25 protein-coding genes are annotated in these 25,838 nt (G+C 31.5%); 9 read left to right on the forward strand and 16 right to left on the reverse strand.

The features are described 5' to 3' along the window. Positions 1-102 precede the first annotated feature (102 nt). Genes OZP08_RS10575 through truA form a run of 3 tightly spaced genes read right to left on the reverse strand, consistent with a single transcriptional unit; the run spans position 103 to position 3,458 of the window. The gene (locus OZP08_RS10575) at positions 103-867 is read right to left on the reverse strand and encodes a cyclase family protein (RefSeq protein WP_268846063.1); all 765 of its coding nucleotides are present in this window, start codon (positions 865-867) and stop codon (positions 103-105) included. A gap of 14 nt (positions 868-881) precedes the next feature. After that, the gene (locus OZP08_RS10580; RefSeq protein ID WP_281321796.1) at positions 882-2,636 is read right to left on the reverse strand and encodes an ABC transporter ATP-binding protein; all 1,755 of its coding nucleotides are present in this window, start codon (positions 2,634-2,636) and stop codon (positions 882-884) included. A gap of 48 nt (positions 2,637-2,684) precedes the next feature. Beyond that, complete coding sequence (gene truA / locus OZP08_RS10585; protein WP_281321797.1) at positions 2,685-3,458, reverse strand: tRNA pseudouridine(38-40) synthase TruA; 774 nt, start codon at positions 3,456-3,458, stop codon at positions 2,685-2,687. 288 nt (positions 3,459-3,746) lie between these two features. On the opposite strand from truA, the gene OZP08_RS10590 reads away from it, so the two are divergent. After that, positions 3,747-4,244, forward strand: a complete 498-nt coding sequence (locus OZP08_RS10590; protein ID WP_268846064.1) for a metallophosphoesterase family protein — start codon at positions 3,747-3,749, stop codon at positions 4,242-4,244. 100 nt (positions 4,245-4,344) lie between these two features. Here the strand turns inward: OZP08_RS10590 and OZP08_RS10595 are convergent, their stop codons facing one another. From OZP08_RS10595 to OZP08_RS10605, 3 genes are all read right to left on the reverse strand, one after another. After that, entirely contained in the window at positions 4,345-6,000 is a 1,656-nt protein-coding gene (locus OZP08_RS10595) for a tetratricopeptide repeat-containing sensor histidine kinase (protein WP_281321798.1), read from the reverse strand. A 98-nt stretch (positions 6,001-6,098) separates the two neighbouring features. Continuing rightward, positions 6,099-6,761: a response regulator transcription factor gene (locus tag OZP08_RS10600; protein ID WP_268846067.1), complete on the reverse strand. Its 663-nt coding sequence runs from the start codon at positions 6,759-6,761 to the stop codon at positions 6,099-6,101. A 159-nt stretch (positions 6,762-6,920) separates the two neighbouring features. After that, positions 6,921-7,334, reverse strand: coding sequence for a DUF4293 domain-containing protein (locus OZP08_RS10605; RefSeq protein WP_268846068.1), 414 nt, complete (start codon positions 7,332-7,334; stop codon positions 6,921-6,923). A 180-nt stretch (positions 7,335-7,514) separates the two neighbouring features. Here OZP08_RS10605 and rho point away from each other — a divergent pair, with 180 nt between their 5' ends. Continuing rightward, complete coding sequence (rho, locus tag OZP08_RS10610) at positions 7,515-9,377, forward strand: transcription termination factor Rho (protein ID WP_281321799.1); 1,863 nt, start codon at positions 7,515-7,517, stop codon at positions 9,375-9,377. A 100-nt stretch (positions 9,378-9,477) separates the two neighbouring features. On the opposite strand, the gene OZP08_RS10615 is transcribed toward rho, so the two are convergent. The 3 genes from OZP08_RS10615 to OZP08_RS10625 all read right to left on the reverse strand — a co-directional run bounded on the left by OZP08_RS10615 (position 9,478) and on the right by OZP08_RS10625 (position 14,037). After that, the gene (locus tag OZP08_RS10615) at positions 9,478-10,695 is read right to left on the reverse strand and encodes an RsmB/NOP family class I SAM-dependent RNA methyltransferase (RefSeq protein WP_268846071.1); all 1,218 of its coding nucleotides are present in this window, start codon (positions 10,693-10,695) and stop codon (positions 9,478-9,480) included. 103 nt (positions 10,696-10,798) lie between these two features. Next, the gene (locus OZP08_RS10620; protein ID WP_281321800.1) at positions 10,799-12,769 is read right to left on the reverse strand and encodes a KUP/HAK/KT family potassium transporter; all 1,971 of its coding nucleotides are present in this window, start codon (positions 12,767-12,769) and stop codon (positions 10,799-10,801) included. Positions 12,770-12,894: 125 nt separating this feature from the next. Beyond that, positions 12,895-14,037 carry a hypothetical protein gene (locus tag OZP08_RS10625; protein WP_268846072.1) on the reverse strand — a complete coding sequence of 381 codons (1,143 nt, stop codon included), beginning with the start codon at positions 14,035-14,037 and terminating at the stop codon, positions 12,895-12,897. A gap of 115 nt (positions 14,038-14,152) precedes the next feature. Here OZP08_RS10625 and OZP08_RS10630 point away from each other — a divergent pair, with 115 nt between their 5' ends. Next, the gene (locus tag OZP08_RS10630) at positions 14,153-15,214 is read left to right on the forward strand and encodes a WD40/YVTN/BNR-like repeat-containing protein (protein WP_281321801.1); all 1,062 of its coding nucleotides are present in this window, start codon (positions 14,153-14,155) and stop codon (positions 15,212-15,214) included. Between the two features lie 54 nt (positions 15,215-15,268). Here the strand turns inward: OZP08_RS10630 and OZP08_RS10635 are convergent, their stop codons facing one another. The 4 genes from OZP08_RS10635 to OZP08_RS10650 form a co-directional block, all read right to left on the reverse strand. After that, positions 15,269-15,727 carry a sensor of ECF-type sigma factor gene (locus OZP08_RS10635; RefSeq protein WP_281321802.1) on the reverse strand — a complete coding sequence of 153 codons (459 nt, stop codon included), beginning with the start codon at positions 15,725-15,727 and terminating at the stop codon, positions 15,269-15,271. Positions 15,728-15,754: 27 nt separating this feature from the next. Continuing rightward, positions 15,755-16,198, reverse strand: coding sequence for a hypothetical protein (locus OZP08_RS10640; protein WP_268846073.1), 444 nt, complete (start codon positions 16,196-16,198; stop codon positions 15,755-15,757). A 33-nt stretch (positions 16,199-16,231) separates the two neighbouring features. Beyond that, positions 16,232-16,774, reverse strand: a complete 543-nt coding sequence (locus OZP08_RS10645; RefSeq protein WP_268846074.1) for an RNA polymerase sigma factor — start codon at positions 16,772-16,774, stop codon at positions 16,232-16,234. A 230-nt stretch (positions 16,775-17,004) separates the two neighbouring features. After that, the gene (locus tag OZP08_RS10650) at positions 17,005-18,117 is read right to left on the reverse strand and encodes an SRPBCC family protein (protein WP_281321803.1); all 1,113 of its coding nucleotides are present in this window, start codon (positions 18,115-18,117) and stop codon (positions 17,005-17,007) included. Positions 18,118-18,394: 277 nt separating this feature from the next. Between OZP08_RS10650 and OZP08_RS10655 the strand changes: the two genes are divergently transcribed. After that, positions 18,395-20,431, forward strand: a complete 2,037-nt coding sequence (locus OZP08_RS10655; RefSeq protein ID WP_281321804.1) for a dipeptidyl-peptidase 3 family protein — start codon at positions 18,395-18,397, stop codon at positions 20,429-20,431. 66 nt (positions 20,432-20,497) lie between these two features. Here the strand turns inward: OZP08_RS10655 and OZP08_RS10660 are convergent, their stop codons facing one another. Beyond that, entirely contained in the window at positions 20,498-20,686 is a 189-nt protein-coding gene (locus OZP08_RS10660; RefSeq protein ID WP_281321805.1) for a hypothetical protein, read from the reverse strand. 81 nt (positions 20,687-20,767) lie between these two features. Here OZP08_RS10660 and OZP08_RS10665 point away from each other — a divergent pair, with 81 nt between their 5' ends. Further along, positions 20,768-21,148: a nucleoside triphosphate pyrophosphohydrolase family protein gene (locus OZP08_RS10665; RefSeq protein ID WP_268846076.1), complete on the forward strand. Its 381-nt coding sequence runs from the start codon at positions 20,768-20,770 to the stop codon at positions 21,146-21,148. Positions 21,149-21,241: 93 nt separating this feature from the next. On the opposite strand, the gene OZP08_RS10670 is transcribed toward OZP08_RS10665, so the two are convergent. Beyond that, complete coding sequence (locus OZP08_RS10670; protein WP_281321806.1) at positions 21,242-22,309, reverse strand: branched-chain amino acid aminotransferase; 1,068 nt, start codon at positions 22,307-22,309, stop codon at positions 21,242-21,244. A gap of 301 nt (positions 22,310-22,610) precedes the next feature. Between OZP08_RS10670 and mnmC2 the strand changes: the two genes are divergently transcribed. The 3 genes from mnmC2 (at position 22,611) to OZP08_RS10685 (ending at position 24,031) form a co-directional block, all read left to right on the forward strand. Continuing rightward, positions 22,611-23,270 (forward strand): tRNA (5-methylaminomethyl-2-thiouridine)(34)-methyltransferase MnmC2, encoded by a 660-nt coding sequence (gene mnmC2, locus OZP08_RS10675; RefSeq protein ID WP_281321807.1) that lies wholly within the window; start codon positions 22,611-22,613, stop codon positions 23,268-23,270. A gap of 148 nt (positions 23,271-23,418) precedes the next feature. Beyond that, the gene (locus OZP08_RS10680) at positions 23,419-23,616 is read left to right on the forward strand and encodes a hypothetical protein (protein WP_268846077.1); all 198 of its coding nucleotides are present in this window, start codon (positions 23,419-23,421) and stop codon (positions 23,614-23,616) included. A gap of 220 nt (positions 23,617-23,836) precedes the next feature. After that, positions 23,837-24,031: a hypothetical protein gene (locus tag OZP08_RS10685; RefSeq protein WP_268846078.1), complete on the forward strand. Its 195-nt coding sequence runs from the start codon at positions 23,837-23,839 to the stop codon at positions 24,029-24,031. Positions 24,032-24,076: 45 nt separating this feature from the next. On the opposite strand, the gene OZP08_RS10690 is transcribed toward OZP08_RS10685, so the two are convergent. After that, positions 24,077-25,018 (reverse strand): LysR substrate-binding domain-containing protein, encoded by a 942-nt coding sequence (locus tag OZP08_RS10690; RefSeq protein WP_268846079.1) that lies wholly within the window; start codon positions 25,016-25,018, stop codon positions 24,077-24,079. 98 nt (positions 25,019-25,116) lie between these two features. Between OZP08_RS10690 and OZP08_RS10695 the strand changes: the two genes are divergently transcribed. Continuing rightward, positions 25,117-25,596 carry a Dps family protein gene (locus tag OZP08_RS10695; RefSeq protein WP_268846080.1) on the forward strand — a complete coding sequence of 160 codons (480 nt, stop codon included), beginning with the start codon at positions 25,117-25,119 and terminating at the stop codon, positions 25,594-25,596. Positions 25,597-25,838 lie beyond the last annotated feature (242 nt).

The following is a 25,838-nucleotide window of genomic DNA, read 5'->3' on the forward strand; positions in this document are numbered from 1 at the left end:
AAAGAACATATTTCATTTTATTGGTTATTGTAATGCTAAATTGAGATTGCGAATTTAATGATTTATTTTTAAAATTATGCATTTGAAAAGAACACTATAGAATTATTCTTCAAGGATAGCTACAACTCTGCTTGGTCCTGCTGAAGCTCCTTTTATCTTTAGTGGAAAAGCTGCAACTTTGAATCCCGTATAAGGTAATGCGTCAAGATTCACTAGTTGTTCCATATGGCAATATTCTTTCTCACGACCCACTAAATGGGCTTCCCAAAATAACTCTGGATTGTTTTCTTTTTTAGCTTTTTCGACTAAGTAGGGTAGAGGTAAATCCCAACCCCATTGGTCTATTCCCATTACTTTTATGCCTTTATCAATGAGCCATTCGGTAGCTCTGGCGCTCATTCCAGTCCCGTTTTTATAATAGTCTTTTTGGTAAATGTTTTTGTCTCTTCCTGTTTTTATCAAGACAATCATTCCAGAGGTAATTTCTAATTTTTCTTTGTCTAAAAAACCAACTAAATCTTCTACTGTAATGGGATCAAAATCGGCTTTGTGTTTCATGTCAATTACAATTCCGGGTCCGTAACACCAATCTAAAGGAATCTCATCAATGGTTTTAGAAGCCTTACCTTCGCATAGTGGTGCATAATGGTAAGGTGCATCGAGATGGGTTGTGGAGTGAACTCCCATTTTTTGAATACTATCATCTGCCCATCCCACAAAATTTTTCGGGAATAATTTAAAAGGCAGACCGAAAATTCTAATAATCCATTTGGCTTTCCTGTGTGGTTTGTGCTTAATTTTAACCTTCATGAAAAAAGGATCATTAGGGTTGTTAGAAATGGTTTTTGATAAGTCTATTATTCTCATTGTTTTTTGATTTGTTATTCAGCTACAGAAAACTGAGATTCATATAAGTTTTTATAATATCCTTTTTCTTGGTTTATTAGTTCTAGGTGTGTTCCTTGTTCTACGATACGTCCTTTGTCCATTACTACAATTTTATCAGCGTTGACAATGGTTGCCAATCGATGTGCAATAACGATAGATGTTCTTCCTTTGGTAATGGTTTCTGTAGCACGCTGAATAAGTTCTTCAGAATGTGTGTCGATAGAGGAAGTCGCTTCATCCAGAATAAGGATGCTAGGGTTACTAACATAAGCTCTTAAAAAAGCAATGAGTTGTCGCTGACCGGAGGATAGCATTACGCCGCGTTCTTTTACATCAAAATCGTAATTGTCAGGCAAACTCATTATGAACTCATGCACGCCTATTTTTTTTGCAGCAGCAAAAACTTGGTCACGCGAAATTTCTTGATTGTTAAGAGTGATATTGTTGAAAATTGTATCTGCAAAAAGAAAAACATCCTGCAAAACCACCGCAATCTGTTTACGCAAAGAACTTAAAGTGTAGTTCTCAATATTGTGATTGTCAATATATATCGAACCGCTATTAATTTCATAAAAGCGATTTAGTAGATTAATTATTGTTGATTTTCCTGCTCCTGTAGATCCTACTATAGCTATGGTTTGTCCGGCAGTAACTTCAAGATCAATTCCTTTGATGACTTCCTCATCTGGAATATAACCAAAACGAACTTCCTCAAAACGTATCTCTCCCTGAAATAATGGAGCTTCTATCTTCCCAGTATCTTGTATTTGATCCTGAGTATCCAGAATGTCGAAAACACGATTGGCAGCAATCATTCCCAATTGCATCTCGTTGAATTTATCAGCAATTTGACGTAACGGGTTAAACAACATCCCGATGAACATAGTGTACGAAAATAAATCCCCAAAAGTGGTCGAAGTATCACCTTCTAAAATATGAAATCCTCCGTATAAAACAATAAAACCAAGTGTTAATGAAGAAATAATATCGGCAATAGGAAAGAAAATGGAGTTGTATAAAATGGTTTTTATCCAAGCTCTATTGTGTTTGTCATTGATAACTCTAAACTTTTCGGCTTCAATGTCTTCACGATGAAAGAGCTGAACAATTTTCATACCAGTAACTCTTTCTTGAACAAAGGAGTTCATATTGGCAATTTGAGTTCGTACTTCTTCAAAGGCAATTTGCATCTTTTTTTGAAAAATTCGAGTAATAAAAATCAGAATTGGCATGGCAACAATCACAATCCAGGTTAGTTTCCAGTTCATGTAAAACATAAAAACCAGTACAACCAGCATTTTCATCAAGTCACTTATAATCATGAATAGCCCTTGACTAAAAATACGGGCAATTGCCTCAATGTCAGATACGGATCGAGTTACGAGCTGACCTACAGGTACAAGGTCAAAATATTTCATCCTAAAACTCAAAATGTGCTTGAATAGTTTTATCCGAATATCTTTTACAATATCCTGACCAAGCCAGTTGGCCCAATACACAAAGAAAAATTGTGCCAAAACCTCAAGTATAAGCACAACACCCATTAAGGTGATGTAGATCAATAAACCGGTTTGATCTTTGGGTTGGATATAACTATCTACAGTTTGTTTTAATAAATAAGGACGTAATGCCGCAAAAACAGAGAGTGAGATGGCAAAAATAATTACACCATTAAATCGCCATTGATAGGGTTTAGTATATTTTAATATTCTTTTGAATAATCGGGTATCAAATGCTTTTGCTTTCAAAATTGAAGTTCTGCGTTAATTGTTAGTTGTTGATGGTTAATTATCTAATTATCTAATTTTCTCAAAATCGTATTCTATTTTGGTTAAATATAACCCATGTGCCGGAACCGAAAATCCTGCTTTGTCTCTGCTTTTACTTTTTATAATCGATTCAAAATCATCTAAAGTGATTTTGTGCAACCCGATGTTGATTAAGGTTCCTACTATAGAACGAACCATATTTCTCAAAAAGCGATTGGCTGATATAGTAAAAATTAACTTGCTGTTTTCTTGTTTAGCCCCGCTCTGTTCGGCTCCGCTTCGAGTCCAATAGGCCTCAAAAATATCGCAGTCAAATGTATTTACATCGGTGTTTACCTTTGAAAAACATTGAAAATCGGTATGTTTTAATAGCAATTTTGCAGCTTCATTCATCAAGTCTAAATCCAGTTTTTGATGAAAGTACCAACTTTGCTCTTGTAGAAATGCATCTTTAAAAGTGTTTATGTGATATTCATAAGTTCTTTTTGTAGCATCAAAACGGGTGTGAGCCTCATCAGAAACAGGGATAATATCATATATAACAATGTCTTTTGGTAAATAAGAATTAAGCTTATGTACTAAATTTGGAATGTCAAATGGAGTGTCAAAATCAAAATGGGCATACATTTCTTTGGCATGAACTCCAGTATCTGTTCTTCCGGCTCCCATGAGATTAATTTCGGAATTAAGTATAACCGAAAATGCTTTGTTCATTGTCTCTTGAACAGATGAAGCATTGGGTTGGTATTGCCAACCATGATATTGGGTTCCGTTGTAAGCTAATTTTATAAAATATCTCAAAATAAGTATTAAGCATTTAGTGTCAGTGTTCGATTGTGATATTTTATAATCAGACAGTTCTGACAGAATTTTTTAGATGCAAATTTACAAAGAATGTGTTTCGGTTGGTTGTTTTTTATTTAAAACTAGAATGTTTAATTTTGTCGAAATGTCCTAGACCTGATTGAAGTTGAAATCCTTTTTTGTTTTTCTTTAAAAATAAAAAGATTGTTTTTTATTGAGCTTTTATTAAAGTAAAAGTTCAGTGAATTACATTTGAAGCTGAAAGCAGGAATAAACTACTAAAAAATGACAAAAATCCTTTTACTTTCCGATACTCACAGTCATATTGATGATACTATTTTAAAATATGTTAATCAGGTTGACGAAGTTTGGCATGCTGGAGATATTGGAGATTTGGTAGTTACAGATACAATAAAGAAATTAAAGCCCCTGCGCTGTGTTTATGGAAATATTGATGATACAAAGGCACGATTAGAATTTCCGTTGCACAACCGCTTTTTCTGTGAAGGTGTTGATGTCTGGATTACGCACATAGGTGGTTATCCTGGCAAATATAACCCAGCTCTGAAAGATGAAATGGCATCAAATCCACCAAAGTTGTTTATTTGTGGACATTCACATATTCTTAAAGTAATTTTTGATAAAAAGAATAATCTGTTGCATATGAATCCTGGTGCTGCGGGAATAAGCGGTTTTCATCAAGTAAGAACGATGCTTCGTTTTGTAATTGATGGGGACAAAATAAAGGATTTGGAAATTATAGAAATAGGGAAGAAGACATAACTATTTGATGATCGGTTGTAAATGCAGCTATATATTTTAGTAAAGATTTTTTGTTTTTTAGGATGGCTAATCACTAAAATTGTTTGCAACAAATTTAGTTTTATGGATTTAGAATAGGTGTTTTTAAGGTAATTGTAGTTCCGGTATTAAGAATAGAATTGATAACGAATTCACCTTTCATATTATTCATTCGGGCTCTAATTTGGTTAATACCAAAGCCATCTTTTAGTTCAAATTCATTGTCTATAAAACCATTTCCGTTATCAGTAACCACAATAAGAAGGTTGTCATTCATTTCTTCTAAAGCGATTTTTGCATTAGTGGCTTGGCTATGTTTAATAATATTGTTTAGTAATTCAGTAATTATAAAATAAAGTTTCATCTCAAATTCTTCGTTGTAGCGTCTTTTTATTGGGACTAAACTGTTGAATTCTATTTTGATATTTGAATTAGAATTTTTTTCACATAAATCATCTAGACCATATAGCAATCCAAATCGAACTAGAAGTGAAGGCATAAGTTCGTGGGATAAACTTCTGATTTGATTATGGGCTTCTTCAAGTATTATTTTAGTTTTTAATATTTCTTCTGGTTGTGCAATATTTGTAGAAGTAAAAACCTTGAGGTGTATGCCCGCAGAGGAAAGTAAAGAGCTAATATTATCATGCAAAAAAGAGGCTATTTTTTTTCGCTCTAATTCTTGTCCATCTATAGAAGCATTAATGATGTTTTCCTGTATTTTGCTTTGTAAATCATTGAGTTTGTTTTTTTCTTTTAAGCGAAGATTCTGAACGAAATAATAGAAAAAAACTACGGCAGATATGAAAAGTAAAAAAATGAAAATTACAATTTTTTTGTTTCTGGATTGTTCTTCAATCAGTTTGTTTTGTTTGATTTTATACTTGGTTTCAATTTTGTCAATTTCTCTTTTGTATTGATCTAATTCAATATTCATCCCAATTATATTGGCTTTTTTGAGCTTTTCTTCGATGTTGAGTTCATCGGTAATTTTGTTGTATAGATGAAGATTTTGATAAGCCTCTTTATAGCGACCATTTTTATTTAAGAAATTTGAGTACTCTAAGTAAGAGTATGATAAATCAGATTTTTCGTTTCCGGAGTTACCATATTTAATAGCTAGATTGAAATATTTTGAGGCTTTTTCATTATCGTTTTTGTAGTTATAATACATTCCGTTCAACATGTATACAGCAACAATTGTTGTTTCATTTCCGTGAATGGGTTGGTATTGGTTGATGTATTTTAGATAAGGAAAACCTTCTTGGAATTTATTAATATCGAAATAGGCCCAAGTAATATTTAGATTAGTAAGTAATATTTGTTCAGTGTCATTGATTTTTTTACTGATGCTTAATGACTTTTTGTAATAATAAATGCCTTTGTCATATTGTTTTTTGTCAAAACAATATATGTTTCCCAAGTTGTTGTAAAACTGGTTTTTTAATATGTTGTTATTGGTTTTCTTGGCATAAGAAAGCCCTAGATTATAGTAGAATAAAGCCTTGGTCGGTTCGGTTAACTCATCGAAGTTTGCGGCAATTACTAAATAAGAATGGGCAATTAAATCGTAATTTTTATTATTGATGGCATTCTCTAAGGCAACTCTTGATTTTAGTAATGATTTTTCATACTCACTATTGTTTCTTTCAGTACTGGCGGCATTTATTAATAGAGTGATTTCTTTATCTGTAAGTGTTTTTTTTTGAGCAAAAGAAATTTTACTAAAAAAGAGCACTAGTGCAAATGTTAATAGAAAAAGAAATCGATTTTGAAACATAAATGAACTCAATCAGTATAAGAAGGATTGTTGAATTAGAATAAGTTTATTAAATCTTAAGAAATAATTAAATGGTTGTTCATGGCATATTTGACTATGCTTATGGTGTTTTTTGCTTTTAATTTTTTTAAGATATTTTTCCTGTGTGTTTCAACAGTGTTTGTACTAATAAACAGTTGTTCACTTATTTCTTTTCCACTATATTCTAATGCAATCAAGATGATGATTTCTATTTCACGCTCTGTCAGCAAAGGGTTTACTTTGGGCTTGTAGATATTTAGCTTAGGGTTATTTTTAATAGCTTTGTTGAATATTTTTTCACGTATAGATTCGCAAAAATATTCTTCACCATTTGCTACAGCCTGTACCGCCTCAATAATATTTTCGCCGGCACATTGCTTCGTTAAATAACCACTAACACCTAAATCCATAATTTCTTTTATTAGTTTTAGATCATCATAGCTGGAAAGAATGATAACTTTGCAAGGGAATCCTTTTTTTGCAAATTCCTTAACCACTTCAATGCCGTCTTTTTCGGGCATACTAATATCCAATACCAAAATATCGGCATTGTTATTTATGACATCGTCATAAATAGTAGTTCCGTTTAATGAAAAACCTACGACTTCAAAATTAGGTATGGTGTTTAGTAATGTTTGAATTCCGTGGATAATTATTTTATGATCGTCTGCTAGATGAATTCTTGTATTTGCTGTCATGTTTTCTTGAACTGGTTATCAAATTTATGAAAAAAAAATGATTTTTGAAGATTGTATTTCTGTGTTTTTTTAGAAAATAATAGTTCTTTTCTGTAATAAAAAAACCCGAATTATTACATTCGGGTTCTCTTCGCACATTAATAAATTAATTTTATAGGTTTACCTCAATCGATCCACAGATTTTACAAGATCTTCATCCTTCTTGATGGCTTTGTTTGCCAAGACTAATAGTACAATGGCCAAGATAGGTAGAAACATCCCAATACCTTTCTCTGAAACAGCAGGTGTTCCTCCAGATAGATTTAGTGAATGATATACAAACAATCCTAATAAAATCAAATTTAATACGATATTCAATCTGTTAACAACAAATTGAGTTTGTCTTTTTTTAAATGTTATAATGCTATAAACAGTTATTGCAGTACTTAATCCTAACAGAATAACAAAGATTTGATTTTGCATAAAAAAATAATCTTTTCCGTTATCCATTTTCCATAAAGGAAAAATATATGGCAAAATCCCTACTACAATAAAAGTAAGGAATAAATATATAGTCTGAATTCTTTGTATCATGTTCTTAAAAATGTTCTACAAAAATATATTTTCTTTTTATTAAATACTATTGTATGATAAATTTTATTTGTATTATTGCATAACATTACCGTAAGCACTTCATACTGCGGTCTATTTAACTAAGATACTACCAAAAAATCTTTACATTATTTCCAAATTAATTAAACAAATAGAACATTCATGTTTGATATTTCTGCATTAAAAGAATTGAAGCTTTCTGAGCTTCAAGAAATAGCTAAAACAGCTAAAACCATAAAATATAACGGTGTAAAAAAAGAAGCTTTAATTAGTCAAATTTTGGAACATCAAGCTGCAGCTGTTGCATCAACTGTAGAAAAAAAACCGGAAGAGAGTGTTACAGAAGATAAGCCTAAAAGAGCTCGGATCGCTCCCGCGAAAAAAGCTGCTCCTCAAAAAAATGCTACTTCTTCCAAAAAAGCTGCACCCTCTTTGTTTGTAAATGAAGAAGATAATGTAAATGAAGAAAGTAAAGAAGAAACCCAAGAAGTAGTTGTTGTTCCAGAAAAAAAGGAAAAAACTATTTTGCCAGTCAAAGATGATGTTAAAGATGATGAAAAGAAGGATGAATTGCCTCAAAAAAAGGAAGGTAAAGTAGTAAAGTTTAGTAAATCTGCTTACGAGAAAAAGCTGGCTTTGCAAAAAGAAAGAGAAGCTTTAAAAGAAGCTGCAGCTGTTGAAGCAACTCCTTCAGATACTAATTCTGAAGTAGCAGTAGAACCAACCGTACAGACTGAAAAACCTGCTATTGAAAAAAAAATAAACCCCAATCAATTAAATAAGAAGGTTCAGAATCAAAACGGGAATAACAATCCAAACCAAAATCAGAACCCGAATCAAAATCAAAATCCAAACCAAAATCCTAATTTTAAAAACAAAAAAAGTAATTTCAAAGATTCTGATTTTGAATTTGATGGAATTATAGAAAGCGAAGGTGTTCTTGAAATGATGCCTGATGGATATGGTTTCTTACGTTCTTCGGATTATAATTACTTAGCTTCTCCAGATGATATTTATTTGTCTACTTCACAAGTGAGATTATTTGGTTTAAAAACGGGTGATACGGTAAAAGGAGTGGTTCGACCTCCAAAAGAAGGAGAAAAGTTTTTTCCTTTAGTACGCGTTTTAAAAATAAATGGACACGATCCACAAGTTGTCCGAGATAGAGTTTCATTCGAACATTTAACTCCAGTTTTTCCAACTGAAAAATTTAGATTGGCGGAAAAACAAAGTACAATTTCTACCCGAATTATTGATTTGTTTTCTCCTATAGGTAAAGGGCAACGTGGAATGATCGTAGCACAGCCTAAAACGGGTAAAACCATGCTTTTGAAAGAAATTGCTAATGCAATTGCTGCTAATCATCCTGAAATTTATTTGATTGTTTTATTGATAGATGAACGTCCTGAAGAGGTTACGGATATGCAACGTAGTGTGCGTGGAGAAGTTATTGCTTCTACATTCGATAGAGAGCCTCAAGAACACGTAAAAATTGCTAATATAGTTTTAGAAAAATCGAAACGTTTGGTAGAATGTGGTCACGATGTTGTAATTCTTCTAGATTCTATAACTCGTTTGGCAAGAGCTTATAATACTGTTCAACCAGCTTCTGGTAAAGTATTGAGCGGAGGGGTAGATGCTAATGCATTACAAAAACCTAAACGTTTCTTTGGAGCAGCTCGTAATGTTGAGAATGGTGGTTCATTAAGTATTATTGCAACAGCATTGACGGAAACAGGTTCTAAAATGGACGAGGTTATCTTTGAAGAATTTAAAGGGACTGGTAATATGGAATTGCAATTGGATAGAAAAATTGCTAATAAACGTATCTTCCCGGCTATTGATTTAACATCGTCAAGTACCAGACGTGATGATTTGTTGTTAGATCAAAAAACATTACAAAGAATGTGGATTATGCGTAAATATCTTTCGGATATGAATCCAATAGAAGCTATGGATTTTATTAATGACCGCTTTAAGAAAACTAAAAATAATGATGAGTTTTTAATCTCTATGAATGATTAATGAAGAGTTTCTAAGCTTCTAAGTTCAAAGATTCTAAGTCATATAAAAAAAGTCCTCGAGATAATCGAGGACTTTTTTTGTATAGACTTTATAATGTGAATTAGCTTTCCTTTCTTTCTAATAAAGCCATATAAAAGCCGTCAAAGCCAGACTCAGATGCTAATAATTTATGATCTTTTATGAAATTGAATTGTTTGCCAATATCAGTTTTTAAGAAACGAGCAATTTGTTCTTGATTTTCAGATGGTAAAATAGAGCAGGTCGCATAAACTAATTTACCGCCTGGCTTCACAATTTTTGAGTAACTTTCTAAAACTTCTGACTGTACTTTACGAATGTTATCAATGAATTCAGGTTTTAGTTTCCATTTAGAGTCTGGATTTCTTTTAAGTACCCCTAAACCACTACATGGAGCATCAATCAAAACTCTATCAGCTCTTTCGTGAAGCTTTTTGATGACTTTTGTAGAGTCAATAATACGGTATTCGATATTGAAAGCGCCGTCTCTTTTAGCTCTAAGCTTTAGTTGTTTTAATTTGCTTTCGTATAAATCCATTGCGATTAATTGTCCTTTGTTTTCCATCAAAGAAGCGATGTGCAATGTTTTTCCTCCGGCACCAGCACAAGTATCTACTACACGCATTCCTGGTTTTACATCTAGGAAGTGAGCAACTAATTGCGAATTGGCATCCTGAACTTCAAAAAGCCCTTGTTTAAAGGCATCTGTCAAGAATACATTGGCTCTTTCTTTTAAAACTAAAGCGTCAGGTTGATTTTTTAAGAACTCTGTTTCGATGTTTAAATCCATCAAAATAGCTCTTAAGTTTTCTTTTGTAGTTTTGAGGGTGTTGACTCTTAAAATTACTTTTGCAGGCTGATTTTGAGCTGCAATTTCTGTAGCCCAAACTTTTTCACCTAGTTCTTTTACTCCCAATTCATCCATCCAGTCCGGAATAGATTCTTTTAAAGCTCTTACTTTTGAAAGCTCATCAAAACGACCTTTGATTTTTCGTTCCGGAGTTCCTTCTAATTGTCTCCAATCTGGAATTGGATATCCTCTTAAAACTGCCCATACAGCAAACATTCTCCAAAGATTATCTCTGTCGTATGGTTCTTTTACTTCGGCAATTTCGGCATATAATCTTTTCCAACGTACGATTTCGTAGATGGTTTCAGCAACAAATTTTCTATCTGAACTTCCCCAACGTTTGTCTTTTTTTAGGGATCTCGCGACTACTTTATCCGCATATTCTCCTTCGTTAAAAATAGCGTTGAGAGCATCGATGGTAGTGTAAACTAAATTTCTGTGTAATCTCATTTTGAATAATTGAAGTGCAAAGGTACTATTTATTGATTAAAACTAAGATTTATATTTTAATCAAAAAAAAACACTGTTTTGTGACAGTGTTTTTTAGGTATTTTTAGTTTTTAACGTATACTCTTGTTAGTCCAATGTTTTCTGGTGGATGAAGTACCATTGGGAATTTCTCTATTTTTACAGAGCTACTGTCTAATCCAAAAGCACTTTCTTCGGAAAGACTTAGTTTTTTAATAAAGAAATATGAATTCATAATCAATTTTTCATGCCAAAGCATGTCGCTATCATTGGATAAGAATTTTTCAGATAATACGAATTTAAAATCTCCAATAATGTTGTTTTTGTTCAAAGACTCGTATCTACTGGTAATATCTACTTCGCCATTTTTCACCATGTCTTTGATAACTTCTTTAAACATCAAGTTGATTTTTGTAGGCTCTCTAAAACCTAAATTGAAATCAACGCGGTATAAATCGTCTTTTAGAATTTCTTTTACTTTGTATTCTGTTTTATATGGTTCAGATAAAATATTTACGTGTACAAACCAGTAAATATCAGCTCTTTTTGGTCTTTTTTGTAATATTGAATACATTACTTTTTCTTCTATTTCATCACCACGATTGGCATTAGTCATATATACTAAATGCGTTGCGTATTTAGGAATAGATAAGTCAGCACTTAATTCTTCCAGTACTTTTTTGTAATCGTCTATTTTTACAACTTTAGTGTAGCTTTTACTAATTTGTTTTGCTCTATACCAAATGGTCATAACAGCAATCAAAATCATGGCAATAAAAAGTGTTACATAACCACCTTCTGCAAATTTTGTAATGTTGGCAGCCAAGAAGCTGAGTTCTATCGCTAAATAACTAGTGATTAATGGAACGAAAAAGTACCATTTTACTCTTTTCATTATCAAATAATAATTTAGTAAAACGGTTGTCATTATCATACATAGAATGATGGCCAATCCGTAGGCATGTTCCATATTGCTTGATTCTTCAAAGTGCAAAACGATACCGACACAGCCAAAAAACAGCAACCAGTTTATAGATGGGATATATAGTTGCCCTTGTAATTCAGTAGGATATTTGATTTTAACTTTTGGCCAAAAGCTTAGTTTCATGGCTTCGTTTATCAAAGTAAAGGATCCAGAAATAAGTGCTTGCGAAGCAATCACGGTTGCAAGGGTTGCAATAACAATTCCAAAAGGTTTAAACCATTCTGGCATCATTAAATAAAAAGGGTTTGCAAATTTCCCGCCTAAGCTTTGTAATGTTACACCTTCATGATGTATTAAGTATGCAGCTTGTCCGAAATAATTAAGAACCAATGCAGCTTTTACAAAAATCCAACTGATTCTGATGTTTTTTCTTCCGCAATGCCCCATGTCTGAATATAAGGCTTCGGCTCCAGTGGTACAAAGGAAAACAAAACCTAATACAAAAAAGCCTTCCGGATGAATAGATAATAAGTTATAAGCATAATAAGGATTTATTGCTTTGAAAACCTCTGGGTGCATAGATATTTGATAAACACCTAATGTTGCCAACATTCCAAACCAAATAAGCATCATTGGAGCAAAAAACTTACCAACCAATTTAGTTCCAAATTGCTGAATTGTAAATAATACTAAAAGAATTCCAATTACAATCGGGACTGTGTTTATGTGAGGGAAGTAACTTCTCATTCCTTCAACGGCTGAAGATACAGAGATAGGAGGTGTAATGATTCCGTCTGCAAGTAAGGCACTACCTCCAATAATGGCTGGGACAATCAACCATTTAATTTTAGTTTTCTTGACTAAGGCATACAAGGCAAAAATTCCACCTTCACCATGATTGTCTGCACTTAATGTGATTAATACGTATTTAATCGTAGTTTGTAAAGTAAGTGTCCAAAAAACACAAGATATACCACCTAAAACAATGTCTGCGTTTATGATATATTCGCCAAGTATGGCTTTCATTACGTATAATGGAGATGTTCCGATATCTCCATAAATTATTCCTAGAGAAATTAATAAACCGCCTAAAGTTAATTTACTGTGGAGGTCTTTGTGCGTTGCGCTCATCTATATTCTTTATAAAAACTCGTCAAATTTACTATTTTTAAACAAAATAGAATGACTTATTTCTTAAAATATAAAAAAGGCTTGGTGTGTAAATTCCAAGCCTTTTTTTTGAATTTAAAATAGTTCTAGATTCTTCTGTTTGAGCTTCTTGAACTATAATCTGTATTTCTTTGTGATTCAGATCTTTGTGAGTTGTTTTCTCTCTGATAGTTTCCTCTGTTTTCAGAATAGTCTCTTTGACGCTCTACACTCTGATTGTTATTTTCTCTTTGAGTATTTGTTCTATTTTGAGAATAATCTCTTTGAGAGTAGTCTTTTTGAGGTTCTGTTCTTTGAGTATATACTCTGTTTTGTGAATAATCTCTTTGAGATTCTACTCTTTGTGTAGCATATTCTCTTGGTGCACTCGTTCTATTTTGACTGTATTCTCTTTGTGAATTACTGTTGTAATTGCTGTTGTTTCTTGAATAATCAGAATTGTTTCTAGAGTAAGCAATCTCATTTCTAGATCTATTATTGTTATTGTATCTTCTTTGATCTAACTCATATCGGTTAGCTACTTGATAGTTTCTTCTAGAAAACGAGTAGTTTGGATATCGTTTTTCATACCAATTACAGCTATAAGAATTATAAATTACCGGAGCTCTGTAACATCTTCTATAATTCACATAATTGTATTTGTTGTAATAGTTTACGCAGCCATATATATTGCTTCTATATCTGTATAAAGGATATGGAGTCCAAGAATAGTAATAGCTTGGGTAATAATTCCATGTCCAAGAAGAATAGTAAGGTTGGTAACTATTGATCCATAATGAAGCATAGATTTGAGGCGTATATGAGTATTCTGGTTCATAAATGTAATTTTGACCATACATATAAGTGTTTCCAACTATTTGTATAGAAACGTTGTTACTTCTGTCTTTTTCTACTTCTATTGTAGCAACGTCTTGATAGAGGTCACGACCAATAACAGACTGTATAATGATTATGTGTGTACTTTTTTCTATAGATTCAATTACTCTCAAGTAGTCAACTTGATTGTCGTCATTTAAATCTAAGTTCGATATTTTAGTTCTAGGGTCGTTTAATCTTCTTTCGAAATCTTTTAAGTTTTGTGATTCGCCAAAGATTGAAGACACGGCTCTTAAATCTAAATTATCGCTAATTTCAGAGTTCATTGCGTTTACCGTTGTCCTGTCCTGTGCATTTATTTGCAATGCAAAAAATGTAGTTATAAGTGCTACTAACTGTAATTTTGCTTTCATGGCTATTTGGGTTATTGTTTGTATTGAGATATAAACAACAATTGTGCCATAAATAAATGATACTGCTATTTTTTGTTTGATATTATTATATATTTGTTTGAAAAAACGTAATACAATGAGAAAATTTTTTATAACTATTCTGTTTTTGAATACTTTATTTTTTGTTGAAGCTCAAAACCCTGCTAAAAATAAAAGCACACAAGCTGTTTTTAGCACAGTGAAAATAGATATTTTGTTTCAAGATAAAATAAGTATTAGGGCAATAGTATTGGATAATAGTAAAATATGGTATGCTGCAGACCAAGGTAGATTTGGTTTTTATGATTTAAAATCAAATAAAAAATTTGAAAAGGTTATAAAAAAAGACACCCTAAATATTGAGTTTAGAAGTATAGCAAAAACATCTAAATTTATATATGCACTTAATGTTGCCAACCCTGCATTGTTGTATCGAATTACTAAAGACGGGAAAGAGGCGCAGTTAGTATATCAGGAAAATGACAAAAAAGTTTTTTATGATAGTATGCAGTTTTGGAATGATAATGATGGAATAGCAGTTAGTGATCCTGTAGAGGACTGTCTTTCGGTTATTGTAACCCATGATGGTGGAAATACATGGAGTAAGATTCCTAACAATCAATTGCCAAAATTGTTTGAGGGTGAAGCTCATTTTGCCGCAAGTAATACAAATATTATTATAAAGGGGAATGATACCTGGATTGTTTCTGGTGGAAAAAAATCTAGAGTTTTTTATTCATCTGATAAAGGGAATTCTTGGGAAGCCGTTGAAACACCAATAGTGCAAGGAAAGCAAATGACGGGAATTTTTACTGCAGATTTCTATGATAAGAAAAAAGGTTTTATTGCAGGTGGGAATTATGAAGTGCCAAGTCAGGATTTTGAGAACAAGGCTGTTACCAATGATGGTGGAAAAACTTGGCAACTTATTGCCGAAAAACAAGGATTTGGTTTCGCTTCCTGTGTGCAGTATGTTCCTAACAGTAACGGAAAAGGATTGGTAGTTGTTGGTGCATCTGGGTTGACTTATTCATCAGATGGAGGGAAAACCTGGATACAATTGCTACAAGACAAAACGTTGTTTACAATTCGTTTTTTAGATAAAAATACCGCGATTGCCGCTGGTCGCAATAAAATGATTCGAATTCGTTTTAAATAAAAAAAAACTCCTGTTTAATAGTAACTATCAAACGGGAGTTTAGTGAATTAAAAATTATTTTTTCGAACCTTTGTCTCTATATTGCTGCAGTAATTTTCTGCTGAAATTTTCTTCTGCTCTTTTTAATTTGATGATTTTTACTGAGGGAAGAACATCTTTTAAATTACTGATGAATTTTTTTCTTAATTGAAATAACTCTTCTTCATTACTTTCAATTTGATTTAAAAGTGCTGTTGCTTCTTTCTCGGATAACTTGTCTAACTCATCATCATTTATTTTTCTGAAAGAACCTTTCATTCTGTTGTGCCTCAATTCGAACTGCTTGTCGTCATAAATGTTGTAAATGGGCCAGAATTTTTCGGCTTCATTTGGCGTGAGATTTAATTCTGAGGTCAGAAAAGCTACTTTCATGGCTTTAATTTGCTCTCTTTTTTCCTTCATTCTTTCGCCTTGAGCGTAAAAAGTAAAGGAAATAAATAAAAATAATAGCGGATATAATTTTCTAATGTTCATTTTTCTTGATTTTGAGTTCCCTTGTCTTTATTTGATATTTGGGTTTTGATTTTCGATAACTAAATTTTCGATGTTCGGATTTGCAACCAAAATGTCTTCTAATGCTTGATCTTCCAGTTTTTTTGTATTTACAGTATTATTGTTTTCTGATTCAATTTCACTAATTAAATCGTATTGGCTTATATTAGAATCTTCAGCTAAATAATTTTCGATGGTTGCTGAATCGAGTTCGTTGTTTTTTGTTTCTATAGTGTAAAGAATTGGAACCATTATGCCAAGTACTAATACAGCAGCAATTGATAGTATAACATTTTTTCTTTTTCTAAAGATTGATATTACTTTTGCTTCGTTTGTTATTTCTTCTTTTGGTAAATTTTGCAAAAAGTTTAAAGAAAATGAATCATGATAACTCTCTGGAGTTTTAAATCCGGGTTTTATTTTAGGTTCGTTTTCTAGTTTAAATGCTTTCATAATAGGTGTTTGACTTAATCTTGACTAAATGGTTTAATTACTGGTTACAAAAGTTTCAACTTTTTTGACAGCATGATGATAAGATGCTTTTAATGCTCCAACCGAAGTGCCTAGTATTTCGGAGATTTCTTCATATTTTAAATCTTCAAAATATTTCATTTTAAAAACTAATTGTTGTTTTTCTGGTAAAGTTGCTATTGCTTTTTGTAATTTGATTTGTATTTCATTTCCATCAAAATAAATGTCGGCTTTAAGATTATCAATGGTTTTATTTTGTAATTCAACTGATGAAATACCGCTTTTTTTTGCTTTTTGATTCAAAAAAGTGAGGGCTTCATTGGTTGCTATACGATACATCCAAGAAAATAGTTTGCTTTCTCCTTTAAAGTTTTTTAGATGCTGAAATACTTTTACAAAAGTATTTTGCAAAACATCATCTGCATCATCATGACTTAAAACTATATTTCGAATATGGTTGTATAGCGGTTTTTGATATTCTTGCAGGAGTTTTTGAAACGCTTGATTTTGCGTTTGCGGGTTCAATAAGCTTTTAATTAATTCCTCTTCTTCCTGCAATTTTTATTCTTTAAATTTATAGTTAGATACGAATGAATCAAAAAGGTTTAATCTAAAGTAATAAAATAGTTGTATTCTTAATACTATCAGTAAAGAATCAGTTCAAGCCATATAAGCAAAGTGAGGAAATACAAGTCCTTTTTTATTTATGGTGAGGTACTATTTTGAGAATTCAAAATAGCCTGTCTTAAATAAGCTATTGCTTATATGTAAAAAAAATGTCTTAAAAATTAAAATTCAGAGTGTTCTTCATTTTTAATTGTAGTTGGAGCAGGAGCAGGTGTGAGGCTGTCTTTTACGACTCTTTTATAAGCTGTTGGAACAACCTTTGGTTTGATCGGATAATAGATTTCTGTTCTCCATTTTGATGGACTTTTGGTTTCTTTTTTTCCAATAGCAAATATTTCCAAATGTGAAAAAGTTGAATCTGCAATGATCTTATTTGTGGTAAAATATTCCAGAGATTTGTCCGAAGCTTTTTCTTTATAGGTATAATTACCGGTTAGAGTTGTTTTAACAGCTTCAAATGGAATCAATTTCGCAGATATAATATCACTTCCTTCGCTAGTAAAGATTTCATCTTTTATAGGAATACAAAAAGAAACTTTGGTAAGGTCATGATCTAAATCATATGTGTGATATATGATGAATGGTTTTCCGTTCAGAACAATATTATTTTGCTCGCAAAATGCTAATATTTTTGGAAAAATGACATTTGCATTTCGGGTAATGTCGGATATTTTACTGGTGAAAGATTGTCTTAAATAAAAAGTTCCTAATTTTTTTACTACTCCATCGACTTTTACATCAAAAGTATTGTTTTCAAAATTAAGTGCTTTATCTAAATTGGCTAAGCATTTATCATAAACTTTGGTCAATGAATTTTGGGTTCCTCCATTTAAAAATGAATTCACTTTTAATAGAAAATCCATTTTTCCTTTTGACTTCCAGGTTATCTTTGTGCCTCCTAAAGTGTCTTTAAAGTGCCAAGTTACATCTGAGGAAGTTCCATTAAAATCCATTTTTTGAACAATACTATCATTACCTTTTGTGTATAATGTCTGGATGTTACCGGAATTATTTATTCCGTCCCAAGATAATGTACTTCCTTTACCTGCTGTAGTCGGAGAATAAGATAATTTTATGTTTTTATCGGCTGTAATCCAAGAACTAAATTGTTCCCAGTTTTTATAATCATTAACATAATTAAAAACGGTGGCTTTTGGCGATTTTATTACTTTGCTGCTCACTACCGTAAAAATTCCTTTTTGTGTTGCGATAAATATGGTTAGTGCCACTAAGCTTAATAACAACAAAAGAAAAAGGTATTTAATGATTCTCATAATAGGTAAGATTGTTTCTGTTGTAAAGTTAGAAATTTTATTAATATTCTAAAGTAACTGTACTTAAAATATCATTTTCTAAGGGCTGAAAAGTGTTTTTAGAAACCAAAATTATAAGGAAGATGATTTTTGAATTCATTTATTGGTATTTTACATTTTCTAAATTGTGTTTTTATTGTTTATCTGGTTCAAATATTTATATGATATTTTAAGAATGCTTATATTTGCTAAGGATCTATTAAAAATCTATTTGTTTAACATCTAAAAAATATGAATAATGAAACTACTTAAAAATACGGGTCTTTTTATAGCGATTACGGTTTCTGTTGTTTGTAATGCTCAAAATGTGAAAACCGCAACAGTAAAGCCCACACAGAATGCTCCATTTGATTATGTGGTAGAACAATTCTCGGATATAAAGGTTTTACGTTACCAAATTTCGGGTTGGGAAAATCTTACCTTAAAAGAACAGAAATTAGTATACTATCTTACGCAAGCAGGTACATCTGGTCGTGATATTATGTGGGATCAAAATTATAAATACAATCTAAAAATCAGAAAAGCGTTAGAGAATATTTATCAAAATTATAAAGGAGCCAGAAATACTGCTGACTGGAAGGATTTTGAAGTGTATTTGAAAAGAGTTTGGTTTTCAAACGGGATTCATCATCATTATTCAAATGATAAAATTAAGCCGGGTTTTTCATTAGCTTATTTTAATACTTTATTGATAGACTCGAAAACGACATTGTCTCCTAAAATTGCAGAAATTCTGTTTAATGATGTAGATTCGAAAAAAGTAAATCTTGATTCCTCAAAAGGATTATTGGAAGGTTCAGCCATTAACTTTTATGAAAATGGGATTACCCAAAAGGATGTTGAAGCATTTTATGCTAAAAAGACAAGTCCAGATCCAAAGAAGCCATATTCTTTTGGTTTGAATTCGAAATTAGTTCGTAATTCAAATGGAGAATTAGAAGAGAAAGTATGGAAAAGTAAAGGGATGTATGGTGCAGCAATCGATAAAATGATTTATTGGTTAGAGAAAGCACAAACAGTTGCTGAGAACAAGAAGCAAGCCGATGCTATTGCATTATTAATTAGTTTTTATAAAACGGGGGATCTTAAAACTTGGGATGATTACAATATTGCTTGGTTGCATGCAACAGAAGGAAATATTGATTACATCAACGGATTTATTGAAGTGTACAATGACCCATTAGGATACAGAGGATCTTATGAAGGGATTGTTCAGATAAAAGACTTTGATATGTCTAAAAAAATGGAAGTAGTGTCTAAAAACGCACAATGGTTTGAAGACAATTCTCCGTTATTGCCGGAACATAAAAAGAAAAATGTAGTTGGAGTATCCTATAAAACGGTTATAGTTGCTGGTGAATCTGGAGATGCATCTCCGAGTACACCAATTGGGGTTAATCTTCCAAATGCCGATTGGATTCGTGCAGACCATGGATCTAAATCAGTTTCTTTAGGTAATATTATTGATGCATATTCTAAATCTGGAGGAAAAGGAAGGTTGAAAGAATTCGCAAATGATGAAGAAGAAATAAAATTAGCAGAAAAATATGCTGAGCTAGGGGGTAAGTTACATACTTCTTTGCATGAAGTTGTAGGTCACGCTTCGGGTCAAATAAATCCGGGTGTAGGTACACCAAAAGAAACATTGAAAAATTATGCTTCGACACTAGAAGAAGGAAGAGCTGATTTAGTAGGATTGTACTATTTATACAATCCAAAAATTCAAGAGCTCGGATTAGTAGATAATTGGAAAGATTTAGGAATGCAATGTTATGATGGTTATATCAGAAATGGGTTAATGATGCAGTTGGTTCGTTTAGAATTAGGCGCTAATATTGAAGAAGCTCATATGAGAAACCGTCAGTGGGTGAGTGCTTGGGCATATGAAAAAGGAAAGAAAGACAATGTGATCGAAAAGATTACTCGTAATGGAAAAACGTATTTCAATATTACCGATTATGATAAACTACATGAGTTATTTGGTCAATTGTTGAGAGAAGTACAACGTATAAAATCAGAAGGCGATTATGAAGCTGGAAAAGCACTAGTTGAAAATTACGGTGTAAAAGTAGATCAAAAACTACACGCTGAAGTTTTGGAGCGCAATAAGCAATTTCCTGATGCGCCTTATAGTGGTTTTGTAAATCCGGTTTTGGTTCCTAAATTAAATGCTAAAGGAGAAATTATCTCAATAGCGGTAGAACAACCTAAAACATTTGCTGAACAAATGTTGAATTATTCTAAAAACTTTGGTTTTTTACCTTCAGAAAACTAAAAGTTGAAATGTTATAAAATAAAAAAACGCCCACTTCACAGTGGGCGTTTTTTTATTTTTTGAATATTAATGTTTGAAATAAATTTTTATCACAAATAAGAGTCCAATAAAAACAAGAAACCCTATTAGAATTTTATAATTTCCTTTATAGAAAATTTTATGCAGATTGGCATCTTTTCGATAAGCAATTACCATTGTAATAACGAAGGCTATAAAAAAACAAACCGCGAATATTAATTGACCCTGACTAAACATGTTTAAATAATTTTTGGCAAATTTAGTCAATAGTTTAGAAATAGTTGTTAATTTTCCATTTCAAATCAATAATTAGAAAGTATGCAAAAACAAATCAACGCTGTTAAGGAATTTCATACAGCATTTAGGATAGGGCATAGTGAAACTCCAATTGCCGACTTGGGTGAAAGTAAAAATATGCTTCGTTATAATTTGATGAAGGAAGAGAATGAAGAGTATCTTGAAGCTGTTCAAAATAATGATTTAATAGAAATTGCTGATGCTCTTGGTGATATGATGTATATTCTTTGTGGGACAATTATAGAACACGGATTGCAACATAAAATCGAAGAAGTTTTTGATGAAATACAACGTAGCAATATGAGTAAATTAGGAGAAGATGGAAATCCTATTTATCGCGAAGATGGTAAGGTAATGAAAGGTCCTAATTATTTTAAGCCCGATTTTTCAAAACTTATTTAGGTACAAAACCAAAAGAAAAAAGCGAATTTCAATATTGAAATTCGCTTTTTTTATTCGTATAGATTCTAAAATCTAAAATCAGAAATCTAAAATTTATATCTTAACAGTCCAGCCAAATGTGTCTTCAGCTAGTTTGTGTTGAATATTAGTTAATTTTTCTTTAAGTAAAGATGCGTATGAGTTCTCAAGTTTAGGCAATTCATAATATACATCTTTGTATGAGTAACCAATAATTGGATTAACCACTGCAGCAGTACCAGCTCCGAAGATTTCTTTCAAAGATCCGTTTTTAGATGCTTCTACTAACTCAGAAGCCAATACAGGACGAACCTCTACGTTGATTCCTTCTTTTATTGCCATATCAAGAAGACTTTTTCTGGTAATACCATCCAAAATACGCTCACTAGTAGGAGCTGTCAATAAAGTGTCGTTTATTCTAAAAAACACATTCATTGTACCTGCTTCCTCTAGTTTGGTATGTGTAGCATCATCAGTCCAGATTACTTGTTGGAATCCTTCTTTGTTAGCCAAAGTAGTTGGGTAAAACTGAGCTGCATAATTACCAGCAGCTTTTGCAGCACCAATTCCTCCATTGGCAGCTCTACTGTAATGTTCAGCAATTAAAACTTTTACTTCACCTGCATAGTATGATTTAGCAGGAGATAATAAGATCATAAATTTATATTCATCAGATGGATTTGCAATAACACCTTCTCCAGTAGCAATCATAAAAGGTCTGATGTACATAGAGTTTCCTTTTCCTTTTTTTACCCATGCTTCATCCAATTGTAGTAATTGATTCAAACCATCCATAAAAATATTTTCAGGGACTTCCGGCATTGCCATTCTCACTGCAGACGAGTTGAAACGTTTGTAGTTTTCATCAGGTCTAAAAAGCCATAAATCATTATTATCATCTTTGTAAGCTTTCATACCTTCAAAGATTGCTTGTCCGTAATGAAAAACTTTTGCAGAAGGATCCAATAAAAATGGAGCGTAAGGCTTAATAACTGGTTTTTGCCATTCACCATTTTTAAAATCACATTCAAATAAATGATCTGTAAAAATGGCTCCAAAGCTTAAATTATCAAAATCAACTTCATTTATTTTAGAAGTAGCAGCTTTTATTACTTCTATTTTGTTAGTTTGAGTTGTACTCATAATAGGGTATGGTTTAAATATTTTTTTAGTGTTAATATACTGGTAAAAAGAAATCAATTTCTTATTTGTTGTAATATTGATTGCAAAATTAAATAAAAATCAGATTAATCCTTGCTAAAATAACATTAATAATACTGTTTAACTGTGATTTATTTATATTTTAAAATTATTTGAAAAATAGAGTAGAATTCTGTGAATTATATAAAAAAAGATGAATTTTAGGTAGCTATAAGATATTGTTTTAATTAATTTTGAAGTGGAATTAGAATTTTAATATTGCTAAATATCACAAAATAATATTTTGGAAAGAGAAATTATACAAACACTCGACGGATCGACAACAATACATCTCAAAGAATGGAATGAGTGTTACCATTCTAAGCATGGCGCTATACAAGAAGCTAAACATGTTTTTATTAAAAATGGATTGGCATTATTCCCAAATCAAAGTATTTCTATTCTGGAAATTGGTTTTGGTACAGGGCTAAATGCTTTTATAACTTATTTGGAGTCTAAAGAATTGGGGCAAACAATAGATTACGTTGGAGTAGAAGCATATCCGGTTTCTGCAGATGAAGTTTTGTCCATGAATTATATTAAAGAACTGAATGCTGTCGAATCTGAATCGGTTTTTGAAAAAATGCATAAATGTGATTGGGAAGAAAAAACAGTTTTTTCTGATGATTTTAAATTAACGAAAAGAAAACAATTTTTTGAAGAAATTGATGATTTAGAAAAGTTCGATTTAATTTATTTTGATGCATTTGGTTATCGAGTGCAGCCGGAATTGTGGAGCACAACAATTTTTGATAGAATGTACAAGGCTTTAAAAACTAACGGAGTTTTAGTTACTTACGCTGCTCGTGGTGTTGTAAAAAGAAGTATGATAGAGGTTGGTTTTACAGTTGAAAAGCTTGCTGGACCACCAGGAAAAAGAGAAATGTTTCGGGCTAGAAAGTAAAATTCCTTATGTTGTATTTTATTAGGATTTTCTTAACAATGTTAAGAAATGTAAAAATTCGATGTTAAAATTTTATTTTGTATTCAAAAAATGAAGTATATTTACACAACGTTAAAATCAAGATCTAACCCCAAAATCTTAATTTATTATGTCGAAAATAATGTTTGATTACACAAAATCTGTACTTGAAAGAGTGAGTTTTGACCCAATACTTTTTTGTAAAGAACTTGAAAAAGCAATTAGAACACTTTTACCATTTGAAATGGAGGAATTAAGAGAATGGTTGTTTTATTTCACAAATGAAAAGCCAGAATTGAAACAGTGCTTGTTAATTGTAAACCCATAATAAAGAGAGGAACCATTATCGGTTCCTTTTTTTATGTCCAGTATTTAAATAAAAAAAAGTAAATATATTCTATTGTAAACTATGCATATAAAATAAACACCAAAGTATTTTTTGAAGGGTAAAAGCAAAACATTTTTTGATGTTTTTGTTGGTTTGAATGAGATTGTTTTATAATTCTATGGAGTTTTTTAATCAATTAAATTTTAAATCTTTTTTTGTTATGTCTAGAATGATTTATGATTATACAAAAATGATACTCGAGAGAGTGAGCTTTGATCCAGTGCTTTTTGAAAAAGAATTAAAAAAAGCTTTAAGATGTTTACTGCCTTATGAGATAGAACATTTAAGAAAATGGTTGTTGTTCTACACGAATGAAAAACCGGAATTGAAAAAATGTTTGATGCATATATGGTAATGTAAGAAATAAAAAAGGGAACCAATTTGGTTCCCTTTTTGTGAATTATTTTTTTAGTAGTGGACTGATAATTTGGACATTTTGAAAGACAATTGCGCCTTTTACAACTCCTGAAATACTGTTTCTTAAGGCATCTATGATTTGAATTTTCAATTCACTTTTTGGATAAATTAAACTCACTTCTCGAGCAGGTTTAGGTTCTTTAAAATGTCTAAGCTTTAATTTATCGGACTCTTTTAAATCCAAGGTGTGCAAATACGGAAGTAGAGTTGTACCTAATCCTTCATCTGCAAGCTTGATTAATGTTTCAAAGCTACCACTTTCGATTTGAAAAGGTTTTAGCCCAGCTTCGTTTCTGTTTTTGCATAAATTTAAAATACCATCCCTAAAGCAATGCCCGTCTTGAAGTAACAAGATGTCATTGATGTTGAGGTCGTCTATTTCAATTTGCTCTTTTTGAAAATTAGCGTTATTCTCTGGTATATAAGCAACAAAAGGTTCAAAGTATAAAACAATTTCTTTGATTTTTTCGTCTTCTAACGGAGTTGCGGCAATTGCAGCATCCAGATTACCGTTTTTTAGTTTTGTAATAATTTCTTCGGTATTAAGCTCTTCAATTATTAGTTTTACTTTTGGATATTTCTTGATGAAATTATTCAAAAACATTGGTAATAATGTAGGCATAATTGTTGGGATTATCCCTAAACGAAATTCACCTCCTATAAAACCTTTTTGCTGTTCTACAATGTCTTGAATACGATCAGCTTCATTGACAATGTTTTTGGCCTGACTAACAATTTTTTGACCAATATCAGTTAATTGAATTGGTTTTTTTGTTCTGTCAAATATTTGAATGCTAAGTTCTTCTTCTATTTTCTGAATTTGCATACTCAATGTAGGCTGGGTAACAAAGCATTTTTCGGCAGCAAGAGTAAAATTTTTATGTTCGGCTACAGCCAATACGTATTTTAGTTGTGTAATTGTCATGGTATAGTGTGTTGTTATGCAAATATAAAAACAATCAATTTGACTTATGATTTTTTTGGTGTATTTATTTACTAGTTTTGTTAAAAAATAAACAAGATATGAAACTTAATACAATAGGATTACCCGTAGAAGAATCAGAAATTATTATAGTTGAACTGAATGTACTTTTGTCTAATTTTCAAATTTACTATCAAAGCTTAAGAGGCTTGCATTGGAATATTAGAGGAAAACGTTTTTTTGATTTGCATCTTAAATTTGAGGAATTATACAATGATTCTCAATTAAAAATCGACTTAATAGCCGAAAGAGTATTAACATTAGGTGGAAGGCCTTTGCATACTTTTGAAGATTATATAAAATTTAATCAGATTACAGTTGGAAAGAATATCTCTAATGATGAGTCAGGAATTCAGTTAATTGTTGCTTCATTGTCTCAGCTACTTAAAATTGAGAGAGAAATTCTAAATAAAGCTTCTCAAATAAATGATGAAGGAACAACTTCAATGATGAGTGATTTTATAGTAGAGCAAGAAAAAACGATCTGGATGATGAAAGCTTGGCTTGAAGAAAGTTTGTAATAATTTATAATAGTTCCCCATTTTTTTCCAAAGGCATAGAGAATAAAACGCTGGGAAATTGAGTTGTTTATCAGATAGTTTAGTCATGATAAAAAATGAACCAACAATTAAACTCTTTTCTAAGACTATAATCTCTATGCTTTTTATACAGAAAAAAATAATTACAGCCAAAGAGTTGTAATTGTGTAGTTTATTTGATTTTTTTGCCATTTTGATTTTTTAAATCTTGTTAAAAATAGATT

Origin of the sequence: Flavobacterium aestivum, from assembly GCF_026870175.2 — a bacterium.
Classification (GTDB): domain Bacteria; phylum Bacteroidota; class Bacteroidia; order Flavobacteriales; family Flavobacteriaceae; genus Flavobacterium; species Flavobacterium aestivum.

Excerpts from the sequence above, each read along its gene's own strand:
- OZP08_RS10575 (WP_268846063.1), bottom strand. The coding sequence starts at position 867 with ATGAGAATAATAGACTTATCAAAAACCATTTCTAACAACCCTAATGAT.
- OZP08_RS10590 (WP_268846064.1), top strand. The coding sequence starts at position 3,747 with ATGACAAAAATCCTTTTACTTTCCGATACTCACAGTCATATTGATGAT.
- OZP08_RS10600 (WP_268846067.1), bottom strand. The coding sequence starts at position 6,761 with ATGACAGCAAATACAAGAATTCATCTAGCAGACGATCATAAAATAATT.
- OZP08_RS10605 (WP_268846068.1), bottom strand. The coding sequence starts at position 7,334 with ATGATACAAAGAATTCAGACTATATATTTATTCCTTACTTTTATTGTA.
- rho (WP_281321799.1), top strand. The coding sequence starts at position 7,515 with ATGTTTGATATTTCTGCATTAAAAGAATTGAAGCTTTCTGAGCTTCAA.
- OZP08_RS10615 (WP_268846071.1), bottom strand. The coding sequence starts at position 10,695 with ATGAGATTACACAGAAATTTAGTTTACACTACCATCGATGCTCTCAAC.
- OZP08_RS10620 (WP_281321800.1), bottom strand. The coding sequence starts at position 12,769 with ATGAGCGCAACGCACAAAGACCTCCACAGTAAATTAACTTTAGGCGGT.
- OZP08_RS10625 (WP_268846072.1), bottom strand. The coding sequence starts at position 14,037 with ATGAAAGCAAAATTACAGTTAGTAGCACTTATAACTACATTTTTTGCA.
- OZP08_RS10630 (WP_281321801.1), top strand. The coding sequence starts at position 14,153 with ATGAGAAAATTTTTTATAACTATTCTGTTTTTGAATACTTTATTTTTT.
- OZP08_RS10635 (WP_281321802.1), bottom strand. The coding sequence starts at position 15,727 with ATGAACATTAGAAAATTATATCCGCTATTATTTTTATTTATTTCCTTT.
- OZP08_RS10640 (WP_268846073.1), bottom strand. The coding sequence starts at position 16,198 with ATGAAAGCATTTAAACTAGAAAACGAACCTAAAATAAAACCCGGATTT.
- OZP08_RS10650 (WP_281321803.1), bottom strand. The coding sequence starts at position 18,117 with ATGAGAATCATTAAATACCTTTTTCTTTTGTTGTTATTAAGCTTAGTG.
- OZP08_RS10655 (WP_281321804.1), top strand. The coding sequence starts at position 18,395 with ATGAAACTACTTAAAAATACGGGTCTTTTTATAGCGATTACGGTTTCT.
- OZP08_RS10660 (WP_281321805.1), bottom strand. The coding sequence starts at position 20,686 with ATGTTTAGTCAGGGTCAATTAATATTCGCGGTTTGTTTTTTTATAGCC.
- OZP08_RS10665 (WP_268846076.1), top strand. The coding sequence starts at position 20,768 with ATGCAAAAACAAATCAACGCTGTTAAGGAATTTCATACAGCATTTAGG.
- OZP08_RS10670 (WP_281321806.1), bottom strand. The coding sequence starts at position 22,309 with ATGAGTACAACTCAAACTAACAAAATAGAAGTAATAAAAGCTGCTACT.
- OZP08_RS10680 (WP_268846077.1), top strand. The coding sequence starts at position 23,419 with ATGTCGAAAATAATGTTTGATTACACAAAATCTGTACTTGAAAGAGTG.
- OZP08_RS10685 (WP_268846078.1), top strand. The coding sequence starts at position 23,837 with ATGTCTAGAATGATTTATGATTATACAAAAATGATACTCGAGAGAGTG.
- OZP08_RS10690 (WP_268846079.1), bottom strand. The coding sequence starts at position 25,018 with ATGACAATTACACAACTAAAATACGTATTGGCTGTAGCCGAACATAAA.
- OZP08_RS10695 (WP_268846080.1), top strand. The coding sequence starts at position 25,117 with ATGAAACTTAATACAATAGGATTACCCGTAGAAGAATCAGAAATTATT.